22 protein-coding genes and 1 pseudogene are annotated in these 23,510 nt (G+C 35.4%); 19 read left to right on the top strand and 4 right to left on the bottom strand.

The features are described from left to right. Nucleotides 1-39: 39 nt before the first annotated feature. Complete coding sequence (gene shc / locus H280_RS0115820; RefSeq protein WP_020062117.1) at nt 40-1,899, top strand: squalene--hopene cyclase; 1,860 nt, start codon at nt 40-42, stop codon at nt 1,897-1,899. A gap of 20 nt (nt 1,900-1,919) precedes the next feature. On the opposite strand, the gene H280_RS0115815 is transcribed toward shc, so the two are convergent. Then, on the bottom strand, nt 1,920-2,072 hold the full coding sequence (locus H280_RS0115815) for a YfhD family protein (protein ID WP_020062116.1): 153 nt from the start codon (nt 2,070-2,072) through the stop codon (nt 1,920-1,922). 132 nt (nt 2,073-2,204) lie between these two features. On the opposite strand from H280_RS0115815, the gene fabG reads away from it, so the two are divergent. Then, the gene (fabG, locus tag H280_RS0115810) at nt 2,205-2,945 is read left to right on the top strand and encodes a 3-oxoacyl-ACP reductase FabG (RefSeq protein ID WP_020062115.1); all 741 of its coding nucleotides are present in this window, start codon (nt 2,205-2,207) and stop codon (nt 2,943-2,945) included. Nucleotides 2,946-3,010: 65 nt separating this feature from the next. Here fabG and H280_RS0115805 read toward each other — a convergent pair whose 3' ends face one another. Further along, entirely contained in the window at nt 3,011-4,495 is a 1,485-nt protein-coding gene (locus tag H280_RS0115805) for an aldehyde dehydrogenase family protein (RefSeq protein ID WP_020062114.1), read from the bottom strand. A gap of 445 nt (nt 4,496-4,940) precedes the next feature. On the opposite strand from H280_RS0115805, the gene H280_RS0115800 reads away from it, so the two are divergent. From H280_RS0115800 to H280_RS0115765, 8 genes are all read left to right on the top strand, one after another. Next, on the top strand, nt 4,941-5,219 hold the full coding sequence (locus H280_RS0115800; protein WP_020062113.1) for a YhdT family protein: 279 nt from the start codon (nt 4,941-4,943) through the stop codon (nt 5,217-5,219). 2 nt (nt 5,220-5,221) lie between these two features. Then, nucleotides 5,222-6,661 (top strand): sodium/pantothenate symporter, encoded by a 1,440-nt coding sequence (gene panF, locus H280_RS0115795; protein WP_028411264.1) that lies wholly within the window; start codon nt 5,222-5,224, stop codon nt 6,659-6,661. Nucleotides 6,662-7,358: 697 nt separating this feature from the next. Then, nucleotides 7,359-8,195: a VanW family protein gene (locus H280_RS0115790; protein ID WP_020062111.1), complete on the top strand. Its 837-nt coding sequence runs from the start codon at nt 7,359-7,361 to the stop codon at nt 8,193-8,195. Then, nucleotides 8,182-8,469 (top strand): hypothetical protein, encoded by a 288-nt coding sequence (locus tag H280_RS0115785; RefSeq protein ID WP_020062110.1) that lies wholly within the window; start codon nt 8,182-8,184, stop codon nt 8,467-8,469. Before H280_RS0115790 ends, H280_RS0115785 begins: the two co-directional genes overlap by 14 nt. A 173-nt stretch (nt 8,470-8,642) precedes the next feature. Beyond that, nucleotides 8,643-9,590 (top strand): nucleoside hydrolase, encoded by a 948-nt coding sequence (locus tag H280_RS0115780; RefSeq protein ID WP_034303898.1) that lies wholly within the window; start codon nt 8,643-8,645, stop codon nt 9,588-9,590. Between the two features lie 127 nt (nt 9,591-9,717). Next, nucleotides 9,718-10,818, top strand: coding sequence for a serine hydrolase (locus H280_RS0115775; protein ID WP_442852828.1), 1,101 nt, complete (start codon nt 9,718-9,720; stop codon nt 10,816-10,818). A 101-nt stretch (nt 10,819-10,919) separates the two neighbouring features. Then, on the top strand, nt 10,920-12,428 hold the full coding sequence (argH, locus tag H280_RS0115770) for an argininosuccinate lyase (RefSeq protein ID WP_020062107.1): 1,509 nt from the start codon (nt 10,920-10,922) through the stop codon (nt 12,426-12,428). Nucleotides 12,429-12,499: 71 nt separating this feature from the next. Beyond that, the gene (locus H280_RS0115765) at nt 12,500-13,339 is read left to right on the top strand and encodes a GNAT family N-acetyltransferase (RefSeq protein ID WP_020062106.1); all 840 of its coding nucleotides are present in this window, start codon (nt 12,500-12,502) and stop codon (nt 13,337-13,339) included. A 26-nt stretch (nt 13,340-13,365) separates the two neighbouring features. On the opposite strand, the pseudogene H280_RS25220 reads toward H280_RS0115765, so the two are convergent. Then, a pseudogene (locus H280_RS25220) lies at nt 13,366-13,813 on the bottom strand (SDR family NAD(P)-dependent oxidoreductase); the annotation flags it as partial. Between the two features lie 77 nt (nt 13,814-13,890). Between H280_RS25220 and H280_RS0115750 the strand changes: the two are divergent. The 3 genes from H280_RS0115750 to H280_RS0115740 all read left to right on the top strand — a co-directional run bounded on the left by H280_RS0115750 (nt 13,891) and on the right by H280_RS0115740 (nt 15,624). Then, nucleotides 13,891-14,343: a ferritin family protein gene (locus H280_RS0115750; RefSeq protein WP_020062105.1), complete on the top strand. Its 453-nt coding sequence runs from the start codon at nt 13,891-13,893 to the stop codon at nt 14,341-14,343. A 176-nt stretch (nt 14,344-14,519) separates the two neighbouring features. Continuing rightward, nucleotides 14,520-14,921, top strand: coding sequence for an NUDIX hydrolase (locus tag H280_RS0115745; protein WP_020062104.1), 402 nt, complete (start codon nt 14,520-14,522; stop codon nt 14,919-14,921). Nucleotides 14,922-15,006: 85 nt separating this feature from the next. Then, nucleotides 15,007-15,624 (top strand): acetate uptake transporter, encoded by a 618-nt coding sequence (locus tag H280_RS0115740; protein WP_020062103.1) that lies wholly within the window; start codon nt 15,007-15,009, stop codon nt 15,622-15,624. Nucleotides 15,625-15,677: 53 nt separating this feature from the next. Here the strand turns inward: H280_RS0115740 and H280_RS0115735 are convergent, their stop codons facing one another. Continuing rightward, on the bottom strand, nt 15,678-16,790 hold the full coding sequence (locus H280_RS0115735) for a phosphodiester glycosidase family protein (protein WP_020062102.1): 1,113 nt from the start codon (nt 16,788-16,790) through the stop codon (nt 15,678-15,680). Nucleotides 16,791-17,300: 510 nt separating this feature from the next. Here H280_RS0115735 and cspD point away from each other — a divergent pair. From cspD to H280_RS0115705, 6 genes are all read left to right on the top strand, one after another. Beyond that, entirely contained in the window at nt 17,301-17,501 is a 201-nt protein-coding gene (gene cspD, locus H280_RS0115730) for a cold-shock protein CspD (protein ID WP_020062101.1), read from the top strand. A gap of 241 nt (nt 17,502-17,742) precedes the next feature. Further along, on the top strand, nt 17,743-18,591 hold the full coding sequence (locus H280_RS0115725) for an exonuclease (RefSeq protein WP_020062100.1): 849 nt from the start codon (nt 17,743-17,745) through the stop codon (nt 18,589-18,591). Between the two features lie 882 nt (nt 18,592-19,473). Further along, nucleotides 19,474-20,025, top strand: coding sequence for an AarF/UbiB family protein (locus H280_RS0115720; protein WP_020062099.1), 552 nt, complete (start codon nt 19,474-19,476; stop codon nt 20,023-20,025). Between the two features lie 339 nt (nt 20,026-20,364). After that, nucleotides 20,365-21,021 carry a PIG-L deacetylase family protein gene (locus H280_RS0115715; protein WP_020062098.1) on the top strand — a complete coding sequence of 219 codons (657 nt, stop codon included), beginning with the start codon at nt 20,365-20,367 and terminating at the stop codon, nt 21,019-21,021. Next, nucleotides 21,018-22,343, top strand: coding sequence for a glycosyltransferase family 4 protein (locus H280_RS0115710; protein WP_020062097.1), 1,326 nt, complete (start codon nt 21,018-21,020; stop codon nt 22,341-22,343). The genes H280_RS0115715 and H280_RS0115710 overlap by 4 nt, the downstream gene beginning before the upstream one ends. Further along, nucleotides 22,333-23,508, top strand: a complete 1,176-nt coding sequence (locus tag H280_RS0115705; protein WP_020062096.1) for a carboxylate--amine ligase — start codon at nt 22,333-22,335, stop codon at nt 23,506-23,508. Before H280_RS0115710 ends, H280_RS0115705 begins: the two co-directional genes overlap by 11 nt. Nucleotides 23,509-23,510: the final 2 nt, after the last annotated feature.

The following is a 23,510-nucleotide window of genomic DNA, read 5'->3' as shown; positions in this document are numbered from 1 at the left end:
GAATATCGTATATGGATTCAGTACAGAAGGGGGATATCTATGCTATTGTATGACAAAGTAAAATATGAAATGGAGCGACAGGTTACAGCGTTACGTACGATGCAGCAAAGGGATGGTACATGGCGCTTTTGTTTTGAAGGAGCCCCCCTTACCGATTGCACAATGATTTTCTTGTTACGTATGTTAAAAAAAGAAAAAGAAATAGAGCCATTTCTAGCAAGGCTTACGTCCTTACAAGCGAATGAAGGAACGTGGAAGTTGTATGAAGATGAGCCAAATGGGAACCTGTCAGCTACTATTCAAATTTATGCTGCATTGCTAGCTTCTTTGCAATATAAGAAAGAAGACAGAATTATGTGCCGGGCAGAACAATTTATTATCGAACAAGGTGGAATTGCAAATGCTCATTTTATGACAAAGTTTTTATTAGCGCTTCATGGACAATACAATTATCCTTCATTGTTTCATTTTCCTATGCCTTTTTTCTTTTTACCGGATCATTCTCCGCTTAGTATGTATGAGGTGAGTAATACTGCACGTATTCATTTCGTGCCTACGATTATTTGTTTAAATAAGAAATTTATAGTAGATGAAATAGATATTCCTAATTTGAATCATATAGTAGGTGCAAATAACTCAAATTGGTTTCATTCTAAACGTTCTTCAGTTTGGCAAACCATATTATCGGAAGGAAAAAAGCTAATTTCGTATCCATATACACTTCATCATAAAGGATATAAAGCAGCGGAACGCTTTATGCTAGAACGAATAGAAGGAAATGGAACACTTTACACTTATGCGAGCGCTACCTTTTATATGATTTATGCCCTCCTTGCTCTCGGTCATTCAATACATTCTCCTATTATTGAGAAAGCTGTATCAGGGTTACAGTCGTACATATGGAACACAAAGAATGGTGCCCATTTACAAAACTCACCTTCAACAGTGTGGGACACTGCTCTTTTAAGTTACGCTTTGCAAGAAGCAAATGTGTCAGAAGATGATACGATGATTGAACGAGCAAATCGCTTTTTATTAAAGAAGCAGCATACTTTTTATGGGGATTGGCATGTTCATGCTCCTTCTTTATCTCCTGGCGGCTGGGGGTTTACTGATACGAATACTATTGTGCCAGATTGTGATGATACAACAGCAGCATTGCGTTCACTTACTGTAATCACCAAGAAAGATAAGAAAGTAAAACGAGCTTGGGATAAAGGGATACATTGGCTTCTTGGAATGCAAAACAACGATGGTGGTTGGGGGGCATTTGAGAAGAATGTTGATAAGCATATGTTTCTGCATCTTCCGCTCGATAATGCAGAAGATATGATTCTCGATCCGTCTACAGCAGATATAACAGGAAGGGTACTCGAATTTTTTGGAACGCATGCACCGAATGAAATAAACAGGTATGATTTACAACGCGGGATGCAGTGGCTTCTACGCAATCAAGAACAAAATGGTTCTTGGTATGGAAAATGGGGAGTTTGTTACATATATGGTACATGGGCTGCTGTAACAGGCCTGCGGGCAAATGGTTTGCTAAAGAATCATCCAGCGATAGACAAAGCAGTGCGTTGGTTAGAAATGATTCAACATCGCGATGGCGGCTGGGGAGAATCGTGCAGAAGCAGCAAGGAGAAACGATTTATTTCCACATCTTTTAGCACACCTTCTCAAACTGCATGGGCTCTAGATGCACTCATTGCTGTACACGATACGGAGACAGCGTGTATTCAAAGCGGAATAAATTATTTGTTAGAGCATTCTTTTCACAATATTGAATATCCAACTGGAACAGGACTTCCGGGAGAGTTTTATATTCGCTACCATAGCTATCATCATTTATTTCCTTTATTAACATTCGCGCATTATGTGAAAAAATACAAAAAATAAACCGAGAACATATCCTCGGTCTATTTTTTGTTGCTTTGTTGATGCTTTTGACGTGCATCTGCAGCATCTGCACGCGCTTGTGCTTCTAAGTCGTCTTGATCAGCAAGCTCCCTAGAAAATTCAACATCAATACCGTCAGATACTTTGTTTTGCTGTACATTCTTTTTCTTCATCTTACACAATCTCCTTGTGTTATGCTAAGTTGCAATTATAGTGTGACACAAATAGACTTTTTTATACAAAAAGGAAAATGACATACATAAGACGAAATATATAGAAAATATATTGGGAAGTGGGGAAGAAGAATGAACCTTTTAGTGGGGAAAACAGCTGTTGTCACTGGTGCCGCGCAAGGAATTGGAAAAGAAATTGCCCGTGTATTTTGCTCTTTAGGAGCGAAAGTATTGCTTAGTGATATGAATCAAGAAGTTTTAAATAGTACGACAACCCAATTGTTACAGGAAGGATATGATGTTAGGGCGTATGTTTGTGATGTAAGCAGCCATACAGATGCAAAATCATTAATTGAGTATGCGATTCAAACATACGGTGCATTGCATATTTTAGTGAATAATGCAGGGATTACACGAGATGCAATGCTGCATAAAATGGAAAAAACAGCATGGGAACAAGTGCTGCAAGTAAATATAACAGGGGTCTTTAACTGTATGCAACCAGCGCTTTTACATATGCGTAAACAAGAATACGGACGCATTATTAATATTTCTTCAATTAGTTGGCAGGGAAATATCGGCCAAGCAAACTACGCTGCTGCGAAAGCAGGTGTAATTGGATTAACAAAAACAGCATCAAAAGAAGCAGCTGGATTTGGTGTTACATGTAATGCGATTTGTCCGGGATTTATGGATACCGATATGACGAAAGCTATACCAGACAAAGTAAAGGAGAAGATGATTGCTACAATTCCAGCAGGGCGAATCGGAACACCGCAAGACATTGCACATGCATCTGCATTTCTAGCATCAGACTTTGCTTCTTATATTACTGGAGAAGTGTTAAATGTAAGTGGGGGGTTGCAAGTATAAAGTAAAACGATCACTGTTCTTACTAATACAGAAAGAAGGTCTTGCCAATTGGCAAGACCTTTCTTCTAGTTTAAGTTGATCCAAACGCTTTTTACTTCTGTATAGTTATTTAACGCATAAGAACCCATTTCGCGTCCAAGACCTGATTGTTTATATCCTCCAAACGGAGAGGCTGCATCAAAGACGTTATAACAGTTTACCCATACCGTTCCAGCTCGTAATTTATTTGCAACATAATGCGCATTTTTTATGTTTTCTGTCCACAAACCAGCTGCTAATCCATATGCTGATTTATTAGCCCGTTCAATCACTTCATCAATGTCATCGAATGGCATTGCGGCAACGACAGGACCGAAAATTTCTTCTTTTGCAATCGTCATGTCATCTTGTACAGCTGCGAAAATTGTAGGAGAAACATAATAACCATTTTCGAAAGGTTTCGTTCCGCCAACTAATATTTCTGCGCCTTCATTTTTTCCTTTTTCAATATAGCCCATAACTCGATTTTGTTGTTCTTCTGATACAAGTGGACCAATGGTAGTTTGTGGATCTAATCCAGCGCCTTGCGTTAGGCTTTTTGAATATAAAGCAAGATCTGCTACAACATTATCATACATTTTCTTTGGAATGAATAGGCGAGACCCCGCGCAGCATACTTGTCCTTGATTAAACATAACGCCAGATAGTGCAGCTGGAATTGCACGAGACAAATCAGCATCAGGTAATATAATGTTTGGCGATTTACCCCCAAGCTCTAATGTTACGCGTTTTAAAGATTCAGATGCTTCTTTCATAATGTGTTTTCCAACTTCAGTTGAGCCTGTGAAAGCAATTTTATCGACAAGAGGATGACTGACAAGAGCTTGACCAGCTGTTTCTCCGTATCCAGGTACAATGTTAATAACGCCTTTTGGAAATCCAGCTTCTTCAATCAGTTCAGCTAAATATAGCGCAGAAAGAGGTGTTTGTTCGGCAGGTTTTAGTACGACAGTACATCCGGTTGCTAGTGCTGCTCCCAGTTTCCACATCGCCATTAAAAGCGGGAAATTCCATGGAATAATTTGACCAACAACACCAACTGGTTCATGACGTGTATAATTGAAAAAATCTCCTGAAACAGGAATTGTTTGACCAACTAATTTTGTTGCCCAGCCAGCATAATAACGCATATGTTCAATTGCAAGAGGGATATCTGCAGTTGTTGTTTCTTGAATTGGTTTTCCGTTATCTAATGTTTCAAGTTGTGCGAGTTCGTCTTTATGTTTTTCCATTAAATCAGCAAGCTTGTACATGAGACGGCTGCGATCAGCACCGCTCATACGTGACCATGGACCTTCATCAAATGCCAGTCGTGCTGCCATGACAGCTTTATGGATATCTTCACGACTGCCTTCATATACAACGGCTAATGTATCGCCAGTTGCTGGATTTGGTGTTTTAAATGTTTTTCCTGAAGCGCTTTCAATGAAGTCTCCGTTTACATATAACTTTTTTGTTCCTTGTAAAAATTTCTCTACTTTTTCATGAAGGCTCACAGCTAGTTGACTCATTGTATAACCCCCTTAAAAATATATAATGTAAACGCAGCAAAATGCTACGTTTATTCCAAATAAAGGCGGAGGTGTAAGGTGAACTAGGTGAATGACATCTAATTTCAATCGTAACTTAAAGAATCAGAAATTTCAATCTTTAATTCTGTTGTAATTGTTAAAAATATGTAAATGTAAATTGGAAAACTGACATAAAACCATCTTTTTTTAGGTGGGCGAGAGCATCTGGCCATGCATAGAAGCGGTCAGGGCCTATTCATGCTAGTAGCTAGCATGTTGTATTCTGCATAGCAGCAATCTATATGTTAAAAAATCAAAGTAGATTTATATATATAATTTTTTATGAAAGCCCAATTTTTTTGTGAAGGATGTTCATTTTGCTTTTTGGTAGGAAAAACTATACAAAGAATGTTACAATAATACATCGTGGAAGGAGGCGATAGAAATGAATCGACATCATGAAGATTCTCGTTTTCGCATTGCACATCGCGAAGCGTGGATTGGAATTGGACTTGCTGTTATTAACTTTCTGATATGGTATGGTTTTGCGTATGGATTAGGTAGTGGCAACCCAAAAGAGTATACATACATATTAGGATTCCCAGCCTGGTTCTTTTATAGTTGTATAGTTGGATTTATTGTAATGGTTTTACTGATTGTCTTTGTTGTTCGTTTCGTCTTTCAAGATGTTTCGTTTGATGAGGAAGAGAAGAGTGAGGAATGAAAATGAACTGGTATGTAATTATTCCAATGATGGTATCTTTTATAGTTGTATTTTTAATTGGTCTATATGCATCGAGACGTGTGCAAACAACCGCGCATAACAAATTTTTGCAAGAGTATTTTCTCGGTGGCCGCGAACTTGGTGGATTATTGTTAGCAATGACAATGATTGCGACGTACGGGAGTGCAAGTAGCTTTATTGGTGGGCCTGGCATTGCTTATAATACGGGCCTTGGCTGGGTATTGTTGGCGTCTATTCAAGTAGTAACGGGTTACATTGTATTAACTGTACTTGGTAAGAAATTTGCGATTATTGCAAGAAAAATGGAAGCTATTACGTTAATCGATTACTTGAAAGGAAGATATAATAATAAAGTTGTTGTTATTTTATCAGCATTATGTATTATTATTTTCTTGTTTTCAGCAACTGTTGCGCAGTGGGTTGGCGGCGGAAGATTAATTGAATCGTTAACAGGTATGTCGTATACAACGTCTTTATTTCTTTTTACGTTTTTTGTACTTGTTTATGTTTTGATTGGTGGCTTTCGTGCTGTTGCGCTTTCAGATACAATACTCGGTCTTATTATGTTAATTGGTACGGCAATAATTTTAATTGGTACAATTGTTGCGGGCGGTGGTGTTTCAAATATCATGCAAGAGCTTGTACAAATTAATCCCAATCTAATTACACCGTTTGGGGCGGATGGTAGCTTGACAAAAGTTTATGTGTCTTCATTTTGGATTTTAATTGGTGTGGGAGTTGTTGGCTTACCACAAATTAGCGTACGTGCTATGTCGTATAAAAATTCAAAAGCGATGCATCAAGCTTTAATTATTGGCACTGTTGTTGTTGGTACAATTATGATTGGTATGCATTTAACAGGTGTATTCGCACGTGTCGTTTTACCAGGAGTGGATGTACCGGATAAAGTAATGCCATTGCTTGCGATGAAAGTATTGCCGCCTTGGCTTGCCGGTATTTTCTTAGCAGCTCCAATGGCAGCTATTATGTCGACAGTAAATTCATTGTTGTTACTTGTAAGTTCTTCCATTATTAAAGATATTTATGTAAATTATATAAACGAAAATGCTGCGGATCAAACAGTAAAACGTGGAACGCTCTGGATTACAGCAATTGTTGGCTTGCTTGTGTATGCAGCCGCGATTAAACCGCCTGATTTTTTAATTTGGTTAAATTTATTTTCTTTTGGTGGTTTAGAAGCAGCATTTATTTGGCCGCTTGTACTCGGTTTGTATTGGAAAAAAGGGAATGCTGCCGGAGCACTCGCTTCTATTGTTGTTGGGGTAGGTTCATATATGGGGTTTCATTTGTTTTTCCCTAATCCTTTTGGTGTTCATACGGTCGTATTTCCAGTCTGTTTAGCACTTATTGCTTACATTATAGGAAGTGTGTTGTTTTCACGTAAGTTGCAGCGAATTTGAAATCTCTATGTAAGAAGAGCAAGGAAATATCATTAAACGTACTATAATTAGAAGAGGATACTATGCTAAATATGAGAGCGTAGTTCCTCTTCTTTTTTGCATTCTTTACTACATATTTGGAGTTTAGAAAGGTGGTCTATGATGTAGTGAACTTCTGCCTTCCCGCTCCTTGAGGAAGGGGACTTCTTTTCGGGAAATATGTTAAAAGGAATCGTTCCTTTATCAAAACTACTTAATTGTTCTCCAGTCAACTTTAAGAGCTGACTTTCTAATTGTTTTCTTATTTCAATTGGAACATTATCAAAACGACCTTTAAAGACATCAAACTCAAACCAATTTATTGGAACAAATTTGATATTATATTCTTCGCATAGAGGAAATATGAGATCTGAATATTCATTTTGTGTTTCTTCATAAATTTCCCTAGGATTTCCTTCTTGTAAATTCTATATTCACTATCTAATACTTTTTTTTCTAGTCTAAAACATTTTTTAAACTGGCCGACTATTTTCCAAAACTAAAAACAAACTAAATTCTTATATATAATTGTGAAGAGACAAAATTTTCGTTTTGGGGATATTTCAAAAGCTTAGGTTGATGGGCATGTGATGCTACCCCGTGTATAGGATATACATCCAAAAGTATACAGTACATCATTTTTCTTTAATGGTATAATTAGGAAAAAAGGGGGGGTAAAATGAATATAGTGAACTTACGTCCTAAACAGCGGTCTAAGTATCGTATTATGCTAGGAACATGGTATTACTCTACAAAGAGGTACATCCAGTGGTTAGCAGACGGAAAAACATACGCAAAAACTTTACAACAAGAAAAGTTACCCTGTACAGCGATTCAGCACCGAACAATACTACTTCGTAAGCTCAAGGATGTAGATATGTGGTATCAACAGAATAAAATTGTTAATTTAAAGATTGCCATTAAACAGCTAGATGGTATCGTCATTAGACCAGGAGAAACATTCTCTTACTGGCGTTTAATAGGTAAGCCTACTAGGAGAAAAGGGTATGTAGAAGGTATGATATTACACTATGGATCTTTTCAAGCAGGCATTGGAGGGGGACTTTGTCAGCTTTCAAATTTAATATATTGGATGACCTTACATACACCATTGACAGTAACAGAGCGATATCGTCATAGCTTTGATGTTTTTCCTGATTCCAAGCGGACCCAGCCGTTTGGAAGCGGAGCGACTTGTTCCTATAATTATTTAGACTTACAAATTAAAAATGAAACGGACCAATCGTATCAACTTCACCTTTATATCACAGATAAACATTTAGTTGGTGAATGGAGAACAGCCTATCCGCAGCTTTATCAATATGAAGTTTATGAAAAAGAACACTCAATCCAATCTGCATACTGGGGTGGTTATATACGACACAATGTTATCCAACGTAGAGTATATAGCCAACAGAAACAGTTTGTAGAAGATCAATATGTAACGGAGAATCACGCTATAATGATGTACGAACCATTATTAACGTATAATAACGAGGGAAATGAAATTGAATAAAAAAGTATTTGAAATAATTGATTCTGTAGAAGACTTAGATAATGGCTTTGAGGAGATATTGGAATTATCTTTAAAATGCAAGTTTTCTGATTGTTCTCATACAAGTGAACCGAATTGTGCAGTTAAAAAAGCGATTTCTGAAGGCGTTTTGTCAGAGGAAAGTTTTAATAACTACTATAGATTTAAAAACGAGGCAGAATATGTTTCTGAACAAAAGAATAAAACGAAGGCTATTGATTATATGAAACAATTGAAACTTTTCCAAAGGTCTTAGCTAAGTTCATTTAAAATTAATTACACGGCAATACATATTTTATATGTATTGTCTTTTATTTATTATAAGTGATTCGTCATTTGTTTATAATATTTTTTGGCATTAAATAAAAAATGCTTATAATTTACTTCTGTACACTTTTTTCCGTTCATATAGTAATAGCAATTGATAGGATGGAGTTGAATGCCTTGAAAAAAGTACTGTTTCTTGGAGATCCAGGTATTGATGACTCATTGGCAATTATATACGGTTTATTACATCCTGATATTGATATTGTTGGCATTGTAACTGGGTATGGAAATGTTACGCAGGAACAAGCGACGAATAATGCGGCATATTTATTACAAATAGCTGGAAGAGAAGATATTCCAATTATTAATGGGGCAAGGATTCCTTTATCGGGAGAGTTTATAACATATTATCCAGAAATACATGGGCAAGAAGGATTAGGCCCTATTCGTCCACCTGAAACGATTAAAGCAAATGTGAAGCCGTTTTGTGAAATATTTGAGCTTATTAAAAGGTACAAAGGAGAGTTAATTATCGTTGATGCGGGGCGCTCAACAAGCCTAGCAACGGCTTTTATTTTAGAGAAAGAACTGATGAAAAATGTAAAAGAGTATTACATAATGGGGGGAGGATTTCTTGTTCCGGGCAATGTTACTCCTGTTGCAGAAGCAAATTTTCACGGAGATGCAATTGCTTCGAATTTAGTTATGCAATATGCGGAACATGTTACGTTAATCCCGCTAAATGTAACGAATGAAGCGATCATTACTCCTAAAACTGTTACATATATTGCAAAGAAAACAAAAACAAATTTTAATAAATTGATTGAACCAATTTTTAATTATTATTACGGAGCTTATAAAAAATTAAATCCTAAAATAGGAGGAAGTCCAATTCATGATGTTGTCACGATGATGGCCGTCGGCAATCCTTCTTTGATGGAATATGTATATCGCCGAGTTCAAGTTGATGTAGATGGTCTTGCAAAAGGGGAAAGTATAGCTGATTTTAGACCGCAGTCAAGTGCTGAGGCGATGAAAAATTGGGTGAGAATTGGGTGGGAATTACATTACAAACGATTTCTTGAAGATTTTATTCGTATTATGACATAGACAATATGCAAGTTTACAAGTTACAATAGAGGCGATCTTATTACAGATCGCCTCTATTGTTTTGCGTATGAATTATATATAATAGATTACAAGATATAGTTTAGGAGAGGAATTCCATTTGAGAACAATTGGATTGTGTGTGGGAATAATTGGTTTATTCGCATTTATTATCTCAGGAAATTTTTTGGTAAAAAAAGTATGGAGTTCAAATTATGATGATGCGCAGTATGTTGCGTCATTTGTAGAAGAAAATAAAGAGCAAAAAAACAGCGCATTGTTAGTAAAACGAAATGATAAATTGGTGTACTCTGTAAACCCTAATGTTGTATTACCTGTAGCGAGTACGATGAAGCTTATTGTAGCATTGGAGTTCACAAAGCAGATAGGAGAAGGGAAAATTGATCCGAATGAGCTTATATCATTGGATGATGTGAATCGCTATTATATTCCAAAGACAGATGGCGGTGCTCATGAAAGATGGCAAAAAGTTTTAATGAAAAAAGGACTCATAGAGGAAAATGCTGTTACGATTGAAGATATTGCAAGAGGAATGATGAAATTTAGCTCAAATGCAAATACAGAGTATTTAATGGATCGTCTTGGTATCGACAATATTAATGGAAATATAAATAAACTAGCATTACCATCACATCAGCCATTATTTCCAATCGTTGCGTCTTTGTATATTCCAGGATATTTACACAAGGAATTACATGTTCCAAAACAGCAGCTAGAAAATAAATTAAAAAACATGTCACAAGAAGAATATCATAAATATGCAATGTTAATGCATGAACGTTTAAAGCAAAAAGGCTCACAGTTGCAAAATGAAATTCCGCTTTTCTTAGGAGAAAAGTATGAAAAAATCTGGTCAGATAGATTTCCAGCCGCTTCTGCGAATGACTATATGATTTTATTAGAGAAAGCAAATCATAAGAGAGGTCTTTCAAAAGAAGAAGAGAAAGAATGGGCACAACTTGTAGAATCAGATATGCAAGGGAAAAAATACCGCCAAGTTTTTCGACATGCTGGTCAAAAAAATGGCTATACACCATGGTCTTTATCTAAAGCTGTATATGCAACAGACAAACAGGGGAACTGTACAGAAATTGTCTTTTTGGCAAATGATGTAAATGAAGACGACAGTACTGAATTACGTAAACATTTACTTAATTTGCATTTTCAAATATTACAAAGTGATAAATATAAAGCAACTATTATTAAGTAAAACCGATGTGTATGCATCGGTTTTTTTCATTGGATAAACACATTATTTTAAGTAGGTGGGTATGATGATTAATAATTAATAGACGAGGGGAGCTATTTGAAATGCCGGAGGGGAACAAGGAGTTTATGCAACGGGAAGGAGTAACCTTTCCTGGTAAGACATATGCAGATTGTATACTGCAACACATATTCTGTTTTCAGAAAAAGTATTTATTAGAGGACATGTTTCGTATTCACCATGCACATGTCATTATGTTGGAAGAAGAGGGGTTGTTAAAAAAACAAGATACTAAAAAAATAGTAGTGGCAGTAGAAAAAGTAAAAACGATCTCATTAGACAAGCTTGTATATAGTGAAGAATATGAAGATCTCTTTTTTCTAGTTGAGCATCTCATTCAAAAAGAAGCAGACAGTGATAGTATTAGCAATATGCATATTGGACGAAGCCGAAATGATATGGGTGTAGCGATGTATCGGATGACCTTACGACGTTATTTACTACGATACATCGAACATTTTATGTTATTGCAAGATGGCATTTTAGGGCAGGCTAAAGAGCATATGGAAACAATAATGCCGGCATATACGCATACACAACCAGCACAGCCAACAACGTTTGGGCACTATTTGCTTGCCATTTATGATATGATGGGGCGGGATACTGAGCGTTTATGGAGAGCTTATCGTGCTGTAAATCAATCTCCGCTAGGAGCGGCAGCACTTGCTACAACAAGCTTTCCAATTAACCGAAAACGGGTTGCGGATCTTCTTGGTTTTTCAAAAGTAATTGAAAATTCTTATGACGCGATTGCAAGTACTGATTATTTATTAGAAACAAGTAGTGCACTTATGATAATGATGACAAATACAAGTAGATGGCTCCAAGACTTTTTATTATTAACTACGAAAGAATACAGTGGCATTACAGTTGCAGATCCGTATGTGCAAATTAGTAGCATTATGCCGCAAAAACGTAACCCAGTATCAATTGAACATGCAAGATCTCTTGCAAGTAGTATTTGGGGAGAAGCGTTTACAGTTTTTCAAATGATTCATAATACTCCATTTGGAGATATAGTCGATACAGAAGATGATTTACAGCCGCATTTATATGAAGGATTTGAAAAAGCAATTCGAGTTGTTTCTTTAATGAATGCGGTGGTACGTACAATGAAAGTTGAAAAGGAAATTTTGCAAAGTCGTGCAAATAGGCATGCGATTACGATAACTGAATTAGCTGATTCATTAACTCGGAAGTATGATGTCCCATTTCGCCGTGCCCACCACGCAGCTAGTTATATAGCAAAATTTTCGGAAGAACAGAAAAAAGATTTACAGGAACTAAACCTAGTCGATATTAATGTATATTTACAAAATGAACTACAGGTTGTACTAACAGAAGAAGAGTGGAAGGAAATGATTTCACCTCATTCATTTGTTGCAAGAAGAAACGTTTACGGAGGACCAAGCTGCGAACAAATGCAACGGATGATTAGAGAAAGAAAAGAGAATGTTACAAATCAGAAACAAAAGTTAGCGGATGTGAAGAGGCAGCTTAGTGAAGCTGAAACACAAGTTAACATAATTGTTACAGATATTGTAAACTCATAAAAGAAAGAAGGATTTCCCCCATGAATCGCTAATATATCACTATATATTTAGAAAAGAAAGAAGAGATTATAGTGATACGACTTCACATATATACAAATTTCACGCAATTTAAAAATGATGTCCTTCCTTTTTTAGAAACATATGAGCAAGAGAATAATTTGATACTGGGTGTGTTACAATCCCCTCAGCTCCCGTTATTCATGGCAACAGCTGTAAAAGGGAAGGATCTTGTATTTGTTATGCTTCAAACACATCAGCGTCAAGTAATTGTAGCGAAATCTGCGCCTTTAGCAAAAAATGATATTAGAGAGCTTGCACAGCAACTATCGATTGCATATCCTGATGTACCTGGATTAATTGGAGAAAAACAAGTGGTAGAGCATTTAGCAGAACAACTTGCAAGTCTTCAAAATAAGTTGATCCAGGTCAAAATGAATCAAGGTGTATACGGATTAAGGTATGTTAAGAAGAAGGCTGAAAGCAATGGAATTTTTCGCCGAGTTGAATTAAAAGAAAAAGATGTAATTGAAGATTGGGTATACCACTTTTGTGAAGACGTAAATTTAGCGATCACAAAGGAAGAAGCGGTGCATACTGCTGCTGAATTAATTGAAAGTCAGCGTCTGTTTGGATGGGAAGTGGAAGGGCGATTAGTTTCAATGGCTGCAGTCACAAGGCCGACGAAATGTAATATCACAATTAATTTTGTATATACTCCGGAGGCAGAACGTAAAAAAGGTTATGCTTTCAATTGTGTATCAGCACTAAGTCAACGTATGTTGGATAATGGATATGAAATGACTTCATTATATACTGATTTAGCAAATCCTACATCTAACAAAATATATAAAGAAATTGGTTATGAATTAATAACGGAGTCTGTTCTATTATTTTTAGAATCTAAGCATTAAAAAAACTCGCTATTAACGAGTTTTTTTTATTGTTCATCAATACGTATAATACCACCTTGATCGAAGTGATTTGTTTCTAATAAATCAATAACGGACTTTGCTACATAATTTGGTGAAAGTAAATGATCTTTTTCTTTTAAAGATAAGAAACGTTCCACTTGAATAAAATCTTCTTTTGGTGTTTGTCTAATTTCTGATTGCATCTCTATATCTACTACAACCTGGGGCAAAAGAAATAACTTTTACTGGGTATTTTTTGTCCGTTTCTTCTAGTGCAATACATTTCGTAAGCATATTTACACCAGCCTTCGTTGTGCAATATGCCGCCCAGCCGAAGTACGGATTTTGGGCAGCACCAGAAGAGATGTTAATAATACGTTTATCTACGTTCCAGTCTTTCGTGTGCTTTATAAATGCTGAAGAGAGTAACATCGGCGCCACTAAATTTACATGTAGTATAAAGCATTCTTTTTCATAAGCGAAACGAAACTGAACGAAATAATTACCTCTACATACAATATAGTAATGAATTGTTTTGAGGGGGAGTAGGTATGTACTATGTAAATCCTAACTCGTATAATCAATTTTATCGAGTAAACGAAGGAACTTATAAACAAGTATCGCAAGCAATTTTAGAAGCGATTCAAGGGGAAACTGCTGCAATTGATTTTTATAGTCGGCTTGTAAACGAAGCACCTAATGCGAAACATAAAAAAGATATTTCACATGCATTAGAGGATGAAAAAGTGCATTTACAGCAGTTTATACAATTGTTTACAACATTAACGGGGCAACAGCCAACGTATCAAGTGGTACAAACGCAATATTCCTCTTATAAAGAGGGACTAGAACGTGCGTATGAAGATGAACTAGAAGCGTATGAAGACTATCGGAATGCTTATTTGATAACGCAAAACTTAGCAGTTCGAGATGTTTTTTTCCGAGCGATGACAGATGAACTAGAGCATGCTATGCGTTTTGGATTTTTACGATCTTCTTTATAAAACTAGACGATGGGGTCTAGTTTTTTCTTCGTTATTGAAGGACAACCTTACTATTATATGGAGAGAAGTGATGAAGGGGATTTTCATTGATAGAAGTTGTGTCTTAATAATAAATGTAGTTGCTGAAACAGGCGGAAATAGATAAAAAAATAATATTATGTGGGGGTGTTTTAAGAATGCGAGATCGAGGTGCAGCAATTATTGTACAAGAAGGAAAATTAGCTCTAATAAAGCGCATTCGGGATAAAGATGTTTACTATGTTTTTCCAGGTGGTGGAATTGAGGGAGGAGAAACCTCAGAAGAAGCAACAGTTAGAGAAGTATATGAAGAACTTGGGGTACATATACAAATCAAGCAGTTAGCAAAGAAGGTGAGCTACAATGGGATACAGTATTTTTATGAAGCGAGCATTATAGGCGGTATATTTGGTAATGGGAAAGGTGAGGAATATTTAGAAAATGATAGAGGGCGTGGCAAATATATTCCGATGTGGATTTCAATCAAGGAGCTATTACATATAAATATTAAACCGTTTGAAATAGGGGAATATGTATATCAGATATATGGAAATATGTAATGTATAGAAATAAAATAAAAAAGATTGACAGTACCCTTTAATTTCAGTATTGTATTCAAGTATGTTTTTAAATCAGGAGGGTTTTATGGAAAAGCAAACTACACATCATGTGAAAATGACAACAGCAGATCCGTCTGCACTAGGATTATTTGGACTTGCAATGGTTACACTTGTTGCGTCCTCACAAAAACTTGGCTTAACAAGTGGTGTTTCATTTGTATTGCCATGGGCGATCTTCTTAGGAGGTTTTGCTCAATTATTTGCTTGTATTAACGATGCAAAGCACAATAATACATTTGGTACAACAGCGTTTGGTGGATTTGCATTATTTTGGTTTGGCGTTGGTACGTCATGGCTAATTCAACTTGGCGTATTTGGTGAGAAATTAGCAGCAACTGTGGATCCAAAACAACTTGGAGTAGCATTTGTTGGGTACTTAATTTTTAGCTTATTTATGACAATTGGCGCAATGGAAACACATAAAGTATTATTTACGATTTTTGTACTTATTGATTTCTTATTTATAGGCCTTTCATTTAGTACTTTAGGTGTTATGCCGCATGCAATGCATAAATTAGCAGCAATTTCTGAATTGCTTATTTCACTGCTTTCATTCTACGGATCAGCAGCAGCAGTATTAAACATACATTTTGGAAAAGTTGTATTACCAGTTGGTAAGCCATTTGGTATCTTCAAAAAATAAATAATAGCAGCATGAATGAAACGGAAAAGAGCAGTTAAGTACCTGTAGGATACTTAGCTGCTCTTTGTTTCGTTAGAAGCAACAGCAGATGTTCCTATAACTTCCGCAATCTTCGAAGCTTCTGCCGGGTGACCGTCAATTGTAACATCTACTTTTTGATCTTTATTAGTAGTTACAATCCAACAATTTGGAAGGTAACGAGACTTATGAGAAAGAGTAGAAGGGATGTTTAATATATCTCCTAAGGCATACATAGTTGCAGAAGAACCGCCATCCATAGCCATCGCGTTTTCAGCACCTTTGTCATATAAAAGATCCTGACAATCTTTTAAAGAAGCTCCGATGCTGTGCGGTTGTCTACCATCTACGATAAGAAACATAATTGAACCATCTTTCTTTTGAGCCATAATGCTTCTCGGGCCATATCCCCAGCCACCGTCATTTGTAAGCATTTTTTCGTCATTTACGATAAGTTGGGGCATAAAACCGGCTGCAGAAACAATGTTTTTATTTAACAATTGCTGTGCAGAGTAGTTGCCGGTTATCATTTGTCCGTATTTTGTTAAACCAGTAATAATAGCTGGTGTATTCTCATTTTGAGGCGTATGAATAATTTGTCCGTTTTCGATTACAATACCTAGACCAACTTTACCGCCACCATGTCCAGTTTCATCTGAAAATCCGCTTGCATTTACCGCAGCAAGTGCGTGATTCCGCTTAGCCATCACATAAATTTTCTCACCAACATCGCTACCTTGTGTACCTTGTTGTGTTACAAGCTTTACATTAAGAGGATTACTAATTGTCATGAGTTTACCTTTGAAATAATGATCCTCATATTTTTTTTGGATGGTTTCGATGTTCACATGAAGCGGCATATGCTTTTTTGCTTCTAATTGTTGTTTTGTTAATTTTTGCAGCCCATCGGATTGACTGTTTTTCCACTTTGGATTATTAATAGAATTTGAAATTCCATTCAATTCTTGTTGAGATAATAAAGTGAATTTTGCCAGATCACGATGTTGTGAAGTTAAGATGCTTTCCGCAGCAATTACACGTAATTTATGTCCATATGGCGTACCAAATAAAACACCAGCACCAACTACAATGAAAACAAGTAATAAAATGGAGGATATTTTTATTGCTCGTTTTAGATGTTTTTTCATTCTGAAAACTCCTCTTAAATAATTCAGCTTTTAGTTTTTTGTGGTGCAATCACTTCTTATTTAATTAGCGTAGATTCCTTTACAGTATGATGATATAAACAATTTGGCAAGAGGGAAATATGAAAGTGTATCGTTAAATTATAATAAAAACGGTCAGATTAATAATGACGGAAAAATAAGTGAATCTCATATAGAAAGACATAGACAAAGTAGAGAAAAAAACAGAGTTAATGATTCGTTCTCGTCATTTTTTATATGAAGTAACGAGTGTTAGGGCATCTAATGCATAAATTTAAAAATAAAAATTTGCATTTACGTTAATAAAGGTGTATAGTGAAGTTAAACCATTTTACTTTTAATACCATAGAGATTTAAATAAGCTGTAACTTCAGAGGGGATAGCAATGTTAAATCTTCTCTGGGTTACAGTTTTTTTATAGCTAATGATTATTTGTAAAATGGTTGAAAATGGACATGTACGTTAAAGTACATATTTTAGGAGGATTTTTTCATGCAAAACGGTAAAGTAAAATGGTTTAACGCTGACAAAGGTTTCGGTTTCATCGAAGTTGAAGGTGGAGAAGACGTATTCGTTCACTTCTCAGCTATCCAAGGCGACGGCTTCAAAACTTTAGAAGAAGGTCAAGAAGTTACTTTCGAAGTTGAACAAGGTAACCGTGGACCACAAGCTACTAACGTAGTAAAAAAATAATTGAAGTGAAAGAGAAGGGAACTCCCTTCTCTTTTTTAATACCCTAAATGTGAGTAAGTATTAACACTAATATATATACAAGTGAAAACACTGACATAAAAACCTTCTTTTTAGGAGGGACGAGAGCATCTGCCTGCGCATAGAAACGGTCAGTGACTTATGTGTCGGAAAATTAAAACGGATATACATATTAGAGATTAGGGATATACTGTTAAGAAGCGATAAGGAAGAGGTATGTGGTATGTATGAACCAAAATATTATATTGTATTTGATATTGAGCGGAATTTTAGACCTTATCAATCAGATGCTCCAACGGAAATAGTTGATATCGGAGCCATCAAGATTGAAGCAAGTACAATGAGCACCATCGAAGTTTTTTCATCATTAGTGAAGCCATCGGCATCCCTATCTCGTCATACAACAAAATTAACAGGAATTACAAAGCAAGATGTAAAAGATGCAGAAAAATTTCCAAAAGTAATTGAGAGATTTCGTACATTTCTTGGAGAAGATTATATGTTTGTAACGTGGGGAAAAGAGGATTATGGATTTCTAACAGAAGATTGTACACGATATCATGTGAAATGTCCGGATCTTGGGAAAGAAAGAAGATTTGATCTGCAGAGATTTGTATTTTATGCATATAAAGAACTGTTTTTAAATCCACCCAGTTTGAAACTTGCAGTAGCACAATTGAATTTAGAATGGGAAGGAAAACAACATCGCGCCTTCGATGATGCCAAGAACACAGCAAATATTTTTCTCACAGCAGCTAAGCAAAAAGACATTCGTAAACGTTATAAGAGAGATGTGGAACTTATCCTTGTGAAAAATGGCTCTTTGACTGAGAAGGGGAAAAAGAAAATGAAGAGATGGGTATTTAAAGAGGTTAAAAAAAGAGGACACTCCCAAATGACGTGGGATACGTTCATAAATAGTAAGACATGGGAGAGTGTATCAGAACAATATTATTTTGACCATACGACTTTACTACTATTACAAAATTATTTTCATACCGCTCTAAAGAAAGCGAAGCAGCAAATTCAAATATTGGCTTCAATGAATAACCAAGAGAATAAAACAAAATAGGTGCTATAAGAAAAACGGCTGTTTTTATACTACTGAAAAAGATAGATTACGTGCAATCAGTGAAGGGGAAAGGAATCCACTGATTGCAGTTTCACTTGAGATTAGTGAGCTGTTCATAATTGCTTCATGCAGGAGAAGTGTTCCATCCAAAGAAAATAAAAAGTAACCTCTCTAAACTTCCTGTGGTGCTATTTGGCCTACACGTTTTTCTAATTTCCTCATTTATGTCATAGAAGAAGGTTAATCTCCAACATCTTCATCGTACAGATTTGTCATACTGATACAAAAGGATAGAAATACAAATTTGCAAAGATAGCATGACAACTCGTGTTATTATCATCAATTACCGAGAGTAAACCTCCATTATTATATATAAATACAAATTGACTTTTTACCATCTAAGTCGCTGCTATGCAGAACAAAACATGTCTGCTACTTGCTGTCTATCTTTGTTTTAAACTTTGCCCGTGGCAGGAAAAGGAACTGACCGCCTCTATGCATGGCCAGTTGCTCTCGCCCACCGAAAAAGAAAAGGGTTTTTTATGCTAGTTTTTCAATTTGCATCTATATATGCTCATCCATACTATAAATAATAAGGAATCCTCGTTTATTCCACTATTCGTTCCTTAAGATGTAGAGAAAAATGAAGTAACCTTTCTATGAATATTCCAATACTAGAAAAAATGATAAGAATGAAATAAAACACAGCTAGTAGGACGCCTCTTGAAAAAACAAAGAAATTCCACTATTCTTCAACCGCTAATCTTTTTTTAAATGAAATCAATTTATAAAAATATATATTAATCTAGGGTACATATGCGAGTGGTGAATCATAGAATATGAGATGAAACGATTCCAAAATTATAGTTAAGGAGAAATAAAATGAAAGCATATTTTAATAAAAGAAGAGTAAGTAGAAGAGATATAGAAAAATATAATCTCATTGGGAGCGGAAAAGATGGGGAAGTGTATCAATTAGCCGATAATAAATGTGTGAAAATATATTTTCTAGAAGAAACTCAAAAGAAAGAATTGAAGGCTCTTAAAATTGGACAATCTTCACCTGTTATTCCACGACTTTATGAATATGGAGAAAATTATATTGTTATGGAGTATATAAGTGGGATTTCACTTGCTCGTCACTTGAAAAGAGAAAAAAAAATTACAGGAGATTTAACTGAAAAAATATTAATAATGTTAAGTGAATTGAAAAAGATAGGCTTTACAAGATGGGACACGGAAGTGAGACATGTTTTAATAGATAAAAAAGGTCAGTTAAAAGTAATTGATCATAAAAGAGCTTTTACTTTAGATAGAAAGGCTCCTATTAAGTTATTAAAGGGGTTTGAAAAATTTGGGTTGGCAAACGATTTTTTAAAAGAAGTGAAAAATATACAGCCTTCCATATACAATACTTGGATGAAGCGTCAATAAAACATGAACTTCCTTATACTTCATGTTTTTTCGTATTCAAGCTACCGTCATATTTTTTTGATTACTTCTTTTTACAATGCATGAGTGATAAGGATCCTCTCTGAAAATCGTTAAAAATTACAGAATAAACGTGGAAGATAACTATTAGTATATGCCTGATTAGCAAAAGATTTTCATCAATGATGAAAAGTTTTTTTATCACATAGAGAGAAATGCCTATGTAAATGTAAGGCTGAAGTAGTGGTTATTAGTAATAAATAAAAACAAGTTTTCCGCTAATGACAGTTTCTTTTTGCGGTATTAATCATAAATTAAGTAGTACAAGGAGTGAAAATACTAATGAAAGAGTGTATTTTAGTCATTGGCGCACATCCCGACGATGAGTTATTAGGATCTGGCGGTACTTTAAAAAGATTAGTAGAAGAAGGACATCAAGTAATTTCGATTATTACTGCTCTAGGAAGAAAAGAGGAAGCGCATCACATACAGCAACTAGGCCGCTGTGCAAATAAAGAAATTGGTATTGAAGAAGTAATATTCCTAGAACATGCTAATTTAGAGTTAGAATTAATTCCATTACATCAATTAACAAAAGAAATTGAACAATTTATACAAATTTATAAACCAAGCAAAATCTTCACCCATCATTATGGAGATCTGAATATGGATCACTATGTTACTTTTCAAGCGGTTTTGACTGCCACTCGCCCTCTACCAAACCAACAACCCATAGAATTGATTACATTTGAAACCGTTTCTTCTAGTGAGTGGAATATACACACGAATGATAAATCTTTCAAGCCTAATTATTTTGTCAATATTACAGATCAAATAGATTCAAAGATTACGGCGCTTAAACATTATGATGTAGAAATGAGAGATTTTCCTCATCCGCGTTCATACGAAGGAGTTGAATATTTAGGAAGGGTTAGAGGAATGACGATTGGCGTACCATATGCCGAAGCGTTTGAAGTAATAAGGAGGGTTTGGAAGTGAAAAAGAGATTTGAGTTCCCTTATCCTTATATAATCCAAACACTGGATAAATATTATGGAGTTAAGTCATATTCATTACAAAAAAAGAAAAGTACAGCAGAAGAACGTTATACAGAGTCAAAGGGGTCTAAAAAGAAGAAACTTTCAATATTAATCGCTACATTTTGGGACTATCCTCATACCGGCGGACTATCTAATTATATTACAGCGCTTAGTGAAGGATTAAGAAGACAAGGACATCACGTTGATATTGTCTCTCCTAATCACTTTTCTAGCGGTCAAGTGGAGAGGTTGCGCGAAGGGATTGTTCCTGAGTTGAAAAATTTTTTAAAAGAACGATATGGAAGTTATAATAGCACAATTATCAAAAATCAAAGAAATATGTATATATACGAGAGAACGATTCGTGAAAATATCAAATTTAAAAAATATGATGTCTTCCATGCGCAAGATTTGTTTACAGCCAATATATTAGGAAGAATTAATGAATATTATGGAAAAAAAATGATATTTACTCCCCATGGAATGTTTACTTTCAATCGTGTAAAGTTCGGCATGTTTAAAAAGGATTCAGTAGAAGAATTCTACCATATGGCATTAGAAAGAAAAGCAATCGAATTTGCCGATCACCTTATTATTCTCAGTGATTCATTTCGGCGCCCGTTAATGAAGTTAGGGGCCAATCAAGAGAAAATGACAACTGTACTGACAGGTATTGATTATCCTGATAAGTATCAAACAAAAAATACATCTTCAACCCGTAAGAAAATCGTAATTACATGTGTGGCTAGATTAGGACCAAGAAAAGGTCATAATGTATTACTTGACGCCATTTCACAGATGGAAAGCAAATATAAAGATAAAATTAAATTGCTTATTGTCGGAGATGGTGAGATGAGAGAGAAATTAGAAGAACAGGTTCATTCTTTGAATCTTTCCATGGTGGAATTTTTAGGACAAAGAGACGATGTGCCAGATATTTTAAGTAAAACTGATATTTTTGTACTTCCAACTTTAAATGATAGCCTTCCAATTTCGATAATTGAGGCAATGCATAGCGGAGTTTGTGTTATTTCGACGCCATCGGGAGGTATACCTGAACTAATTAAAGATTCTAAGACAGGCATTCTTGTTGATACAGGAGATACAAATAAACTGTCGCGCGCATTGCAGTTTGTTATTGCAAATCAGCAAGATAGAGAGCAGTTGGGTAAAAACGCAAGAAATTTCGCTAAGAAGTATTTAACTAGGGAGACGATGGTAGCAAACATTGAAAACATCTACAAAAAGGATTCAAGTAAGGAAGAGTTCAATGAATCATGAGCATGCGGCAGTTGTACTAGATTTAAGTGCAAATGGAATTGGGATTATTAGAAGTTTGGCGAGAAAAGGAATTAGCGTTTATGCATTTGATGTAGAGAAGCCTTATAAAATAGGGAAATCAAGTCTTGCTACCTGTGGAATATGCCCAAGCCCTTTGTATGAAGAAAAAGAATTACTAACTTTTCTAATCAACTTGGCTAAAGAATTTAAAGTGAAACCTGTTTTATATACAGGTGCAGATGATTATGTGGTATTCATTTCAAAATATCGAATGGAGCTGTCTAACTACTTTTTATTTTTGTTCCCTGAACATTCGTTGATTGAAGAAACACTAAATAAACAAAAGGCGTATGAACTAGCAGTCAAACATAATATTCCATGTCCTAAAACGTATGTAATTACAAAACAAGAACAATTGGAAGAAGCAATAGTAAACGTTGATTTTCCATGTATATTAAAGCCAGTTTTGGGTCATGAGTTTCGAAAAAAGATAAACCAAAAGGCCATTCTCATTCAGAATGCAGATCAACTTAGAAATGAGTATCAATCATATCGGCAGCATGGAAAGCTCATAATTCAAGAAATTATTCCTGGTGATAATCAATGCTTTTATAAAGTTGCGACATTTTATGACGAAAACATGGAGTTGCTTGCGTTATTTTCCTTACAAAAAAATCATCAATTCCCAGCCGAATTTGGAACAGGAGCGCACATTATTAGTAAACAAGTTCCAGAATTAATAGATATATGTTTGCCTTTTTTTAGAAATATTGGTCTTAAAGGTATTGCTATGGCAGAGTTTAAAAAGGATCCTCGGGATGGTGTTTATAAGTTTATTGAAATAAACCCGCGCTTTTGGTTAACTCATAGTCTCACGGGGCCAGCTGGTATCGACTTTGTTTACATGTACTATTTATATTTGACAAAGCAAAATCCAACGCCAAGACTCAAACAAATAGACGGTATTAAATGGATTTATTTTGTTCGATATTATTTAACATTTCGTCATAAGAAAAAAAGAGCTGAAATGACATGGAAAGACTTTTATAAAGGATTGAGGGGTAAAAAAGAATTTGCCTTGTTTGCATGGGATGACCCAATGCCATTCATTAGAAGCACATGGTCTCACTTGGTAAACGCCTGGAAACGAAAGCGAAAGGAATGAAA

Origin of the sequence: Bacillus sp. 123MFChir2 (assembly GCF_000383235.1) — a bacterium.
Taxonomy (GTDB): domain Bacteria; phylum Bacillota; class Bacilli; order Bacillales; family Bacillaceae_G; genus Bacillus_A.
This window is presented reverse-complemented; position numbering and strand designations above follow the sequence as displayed.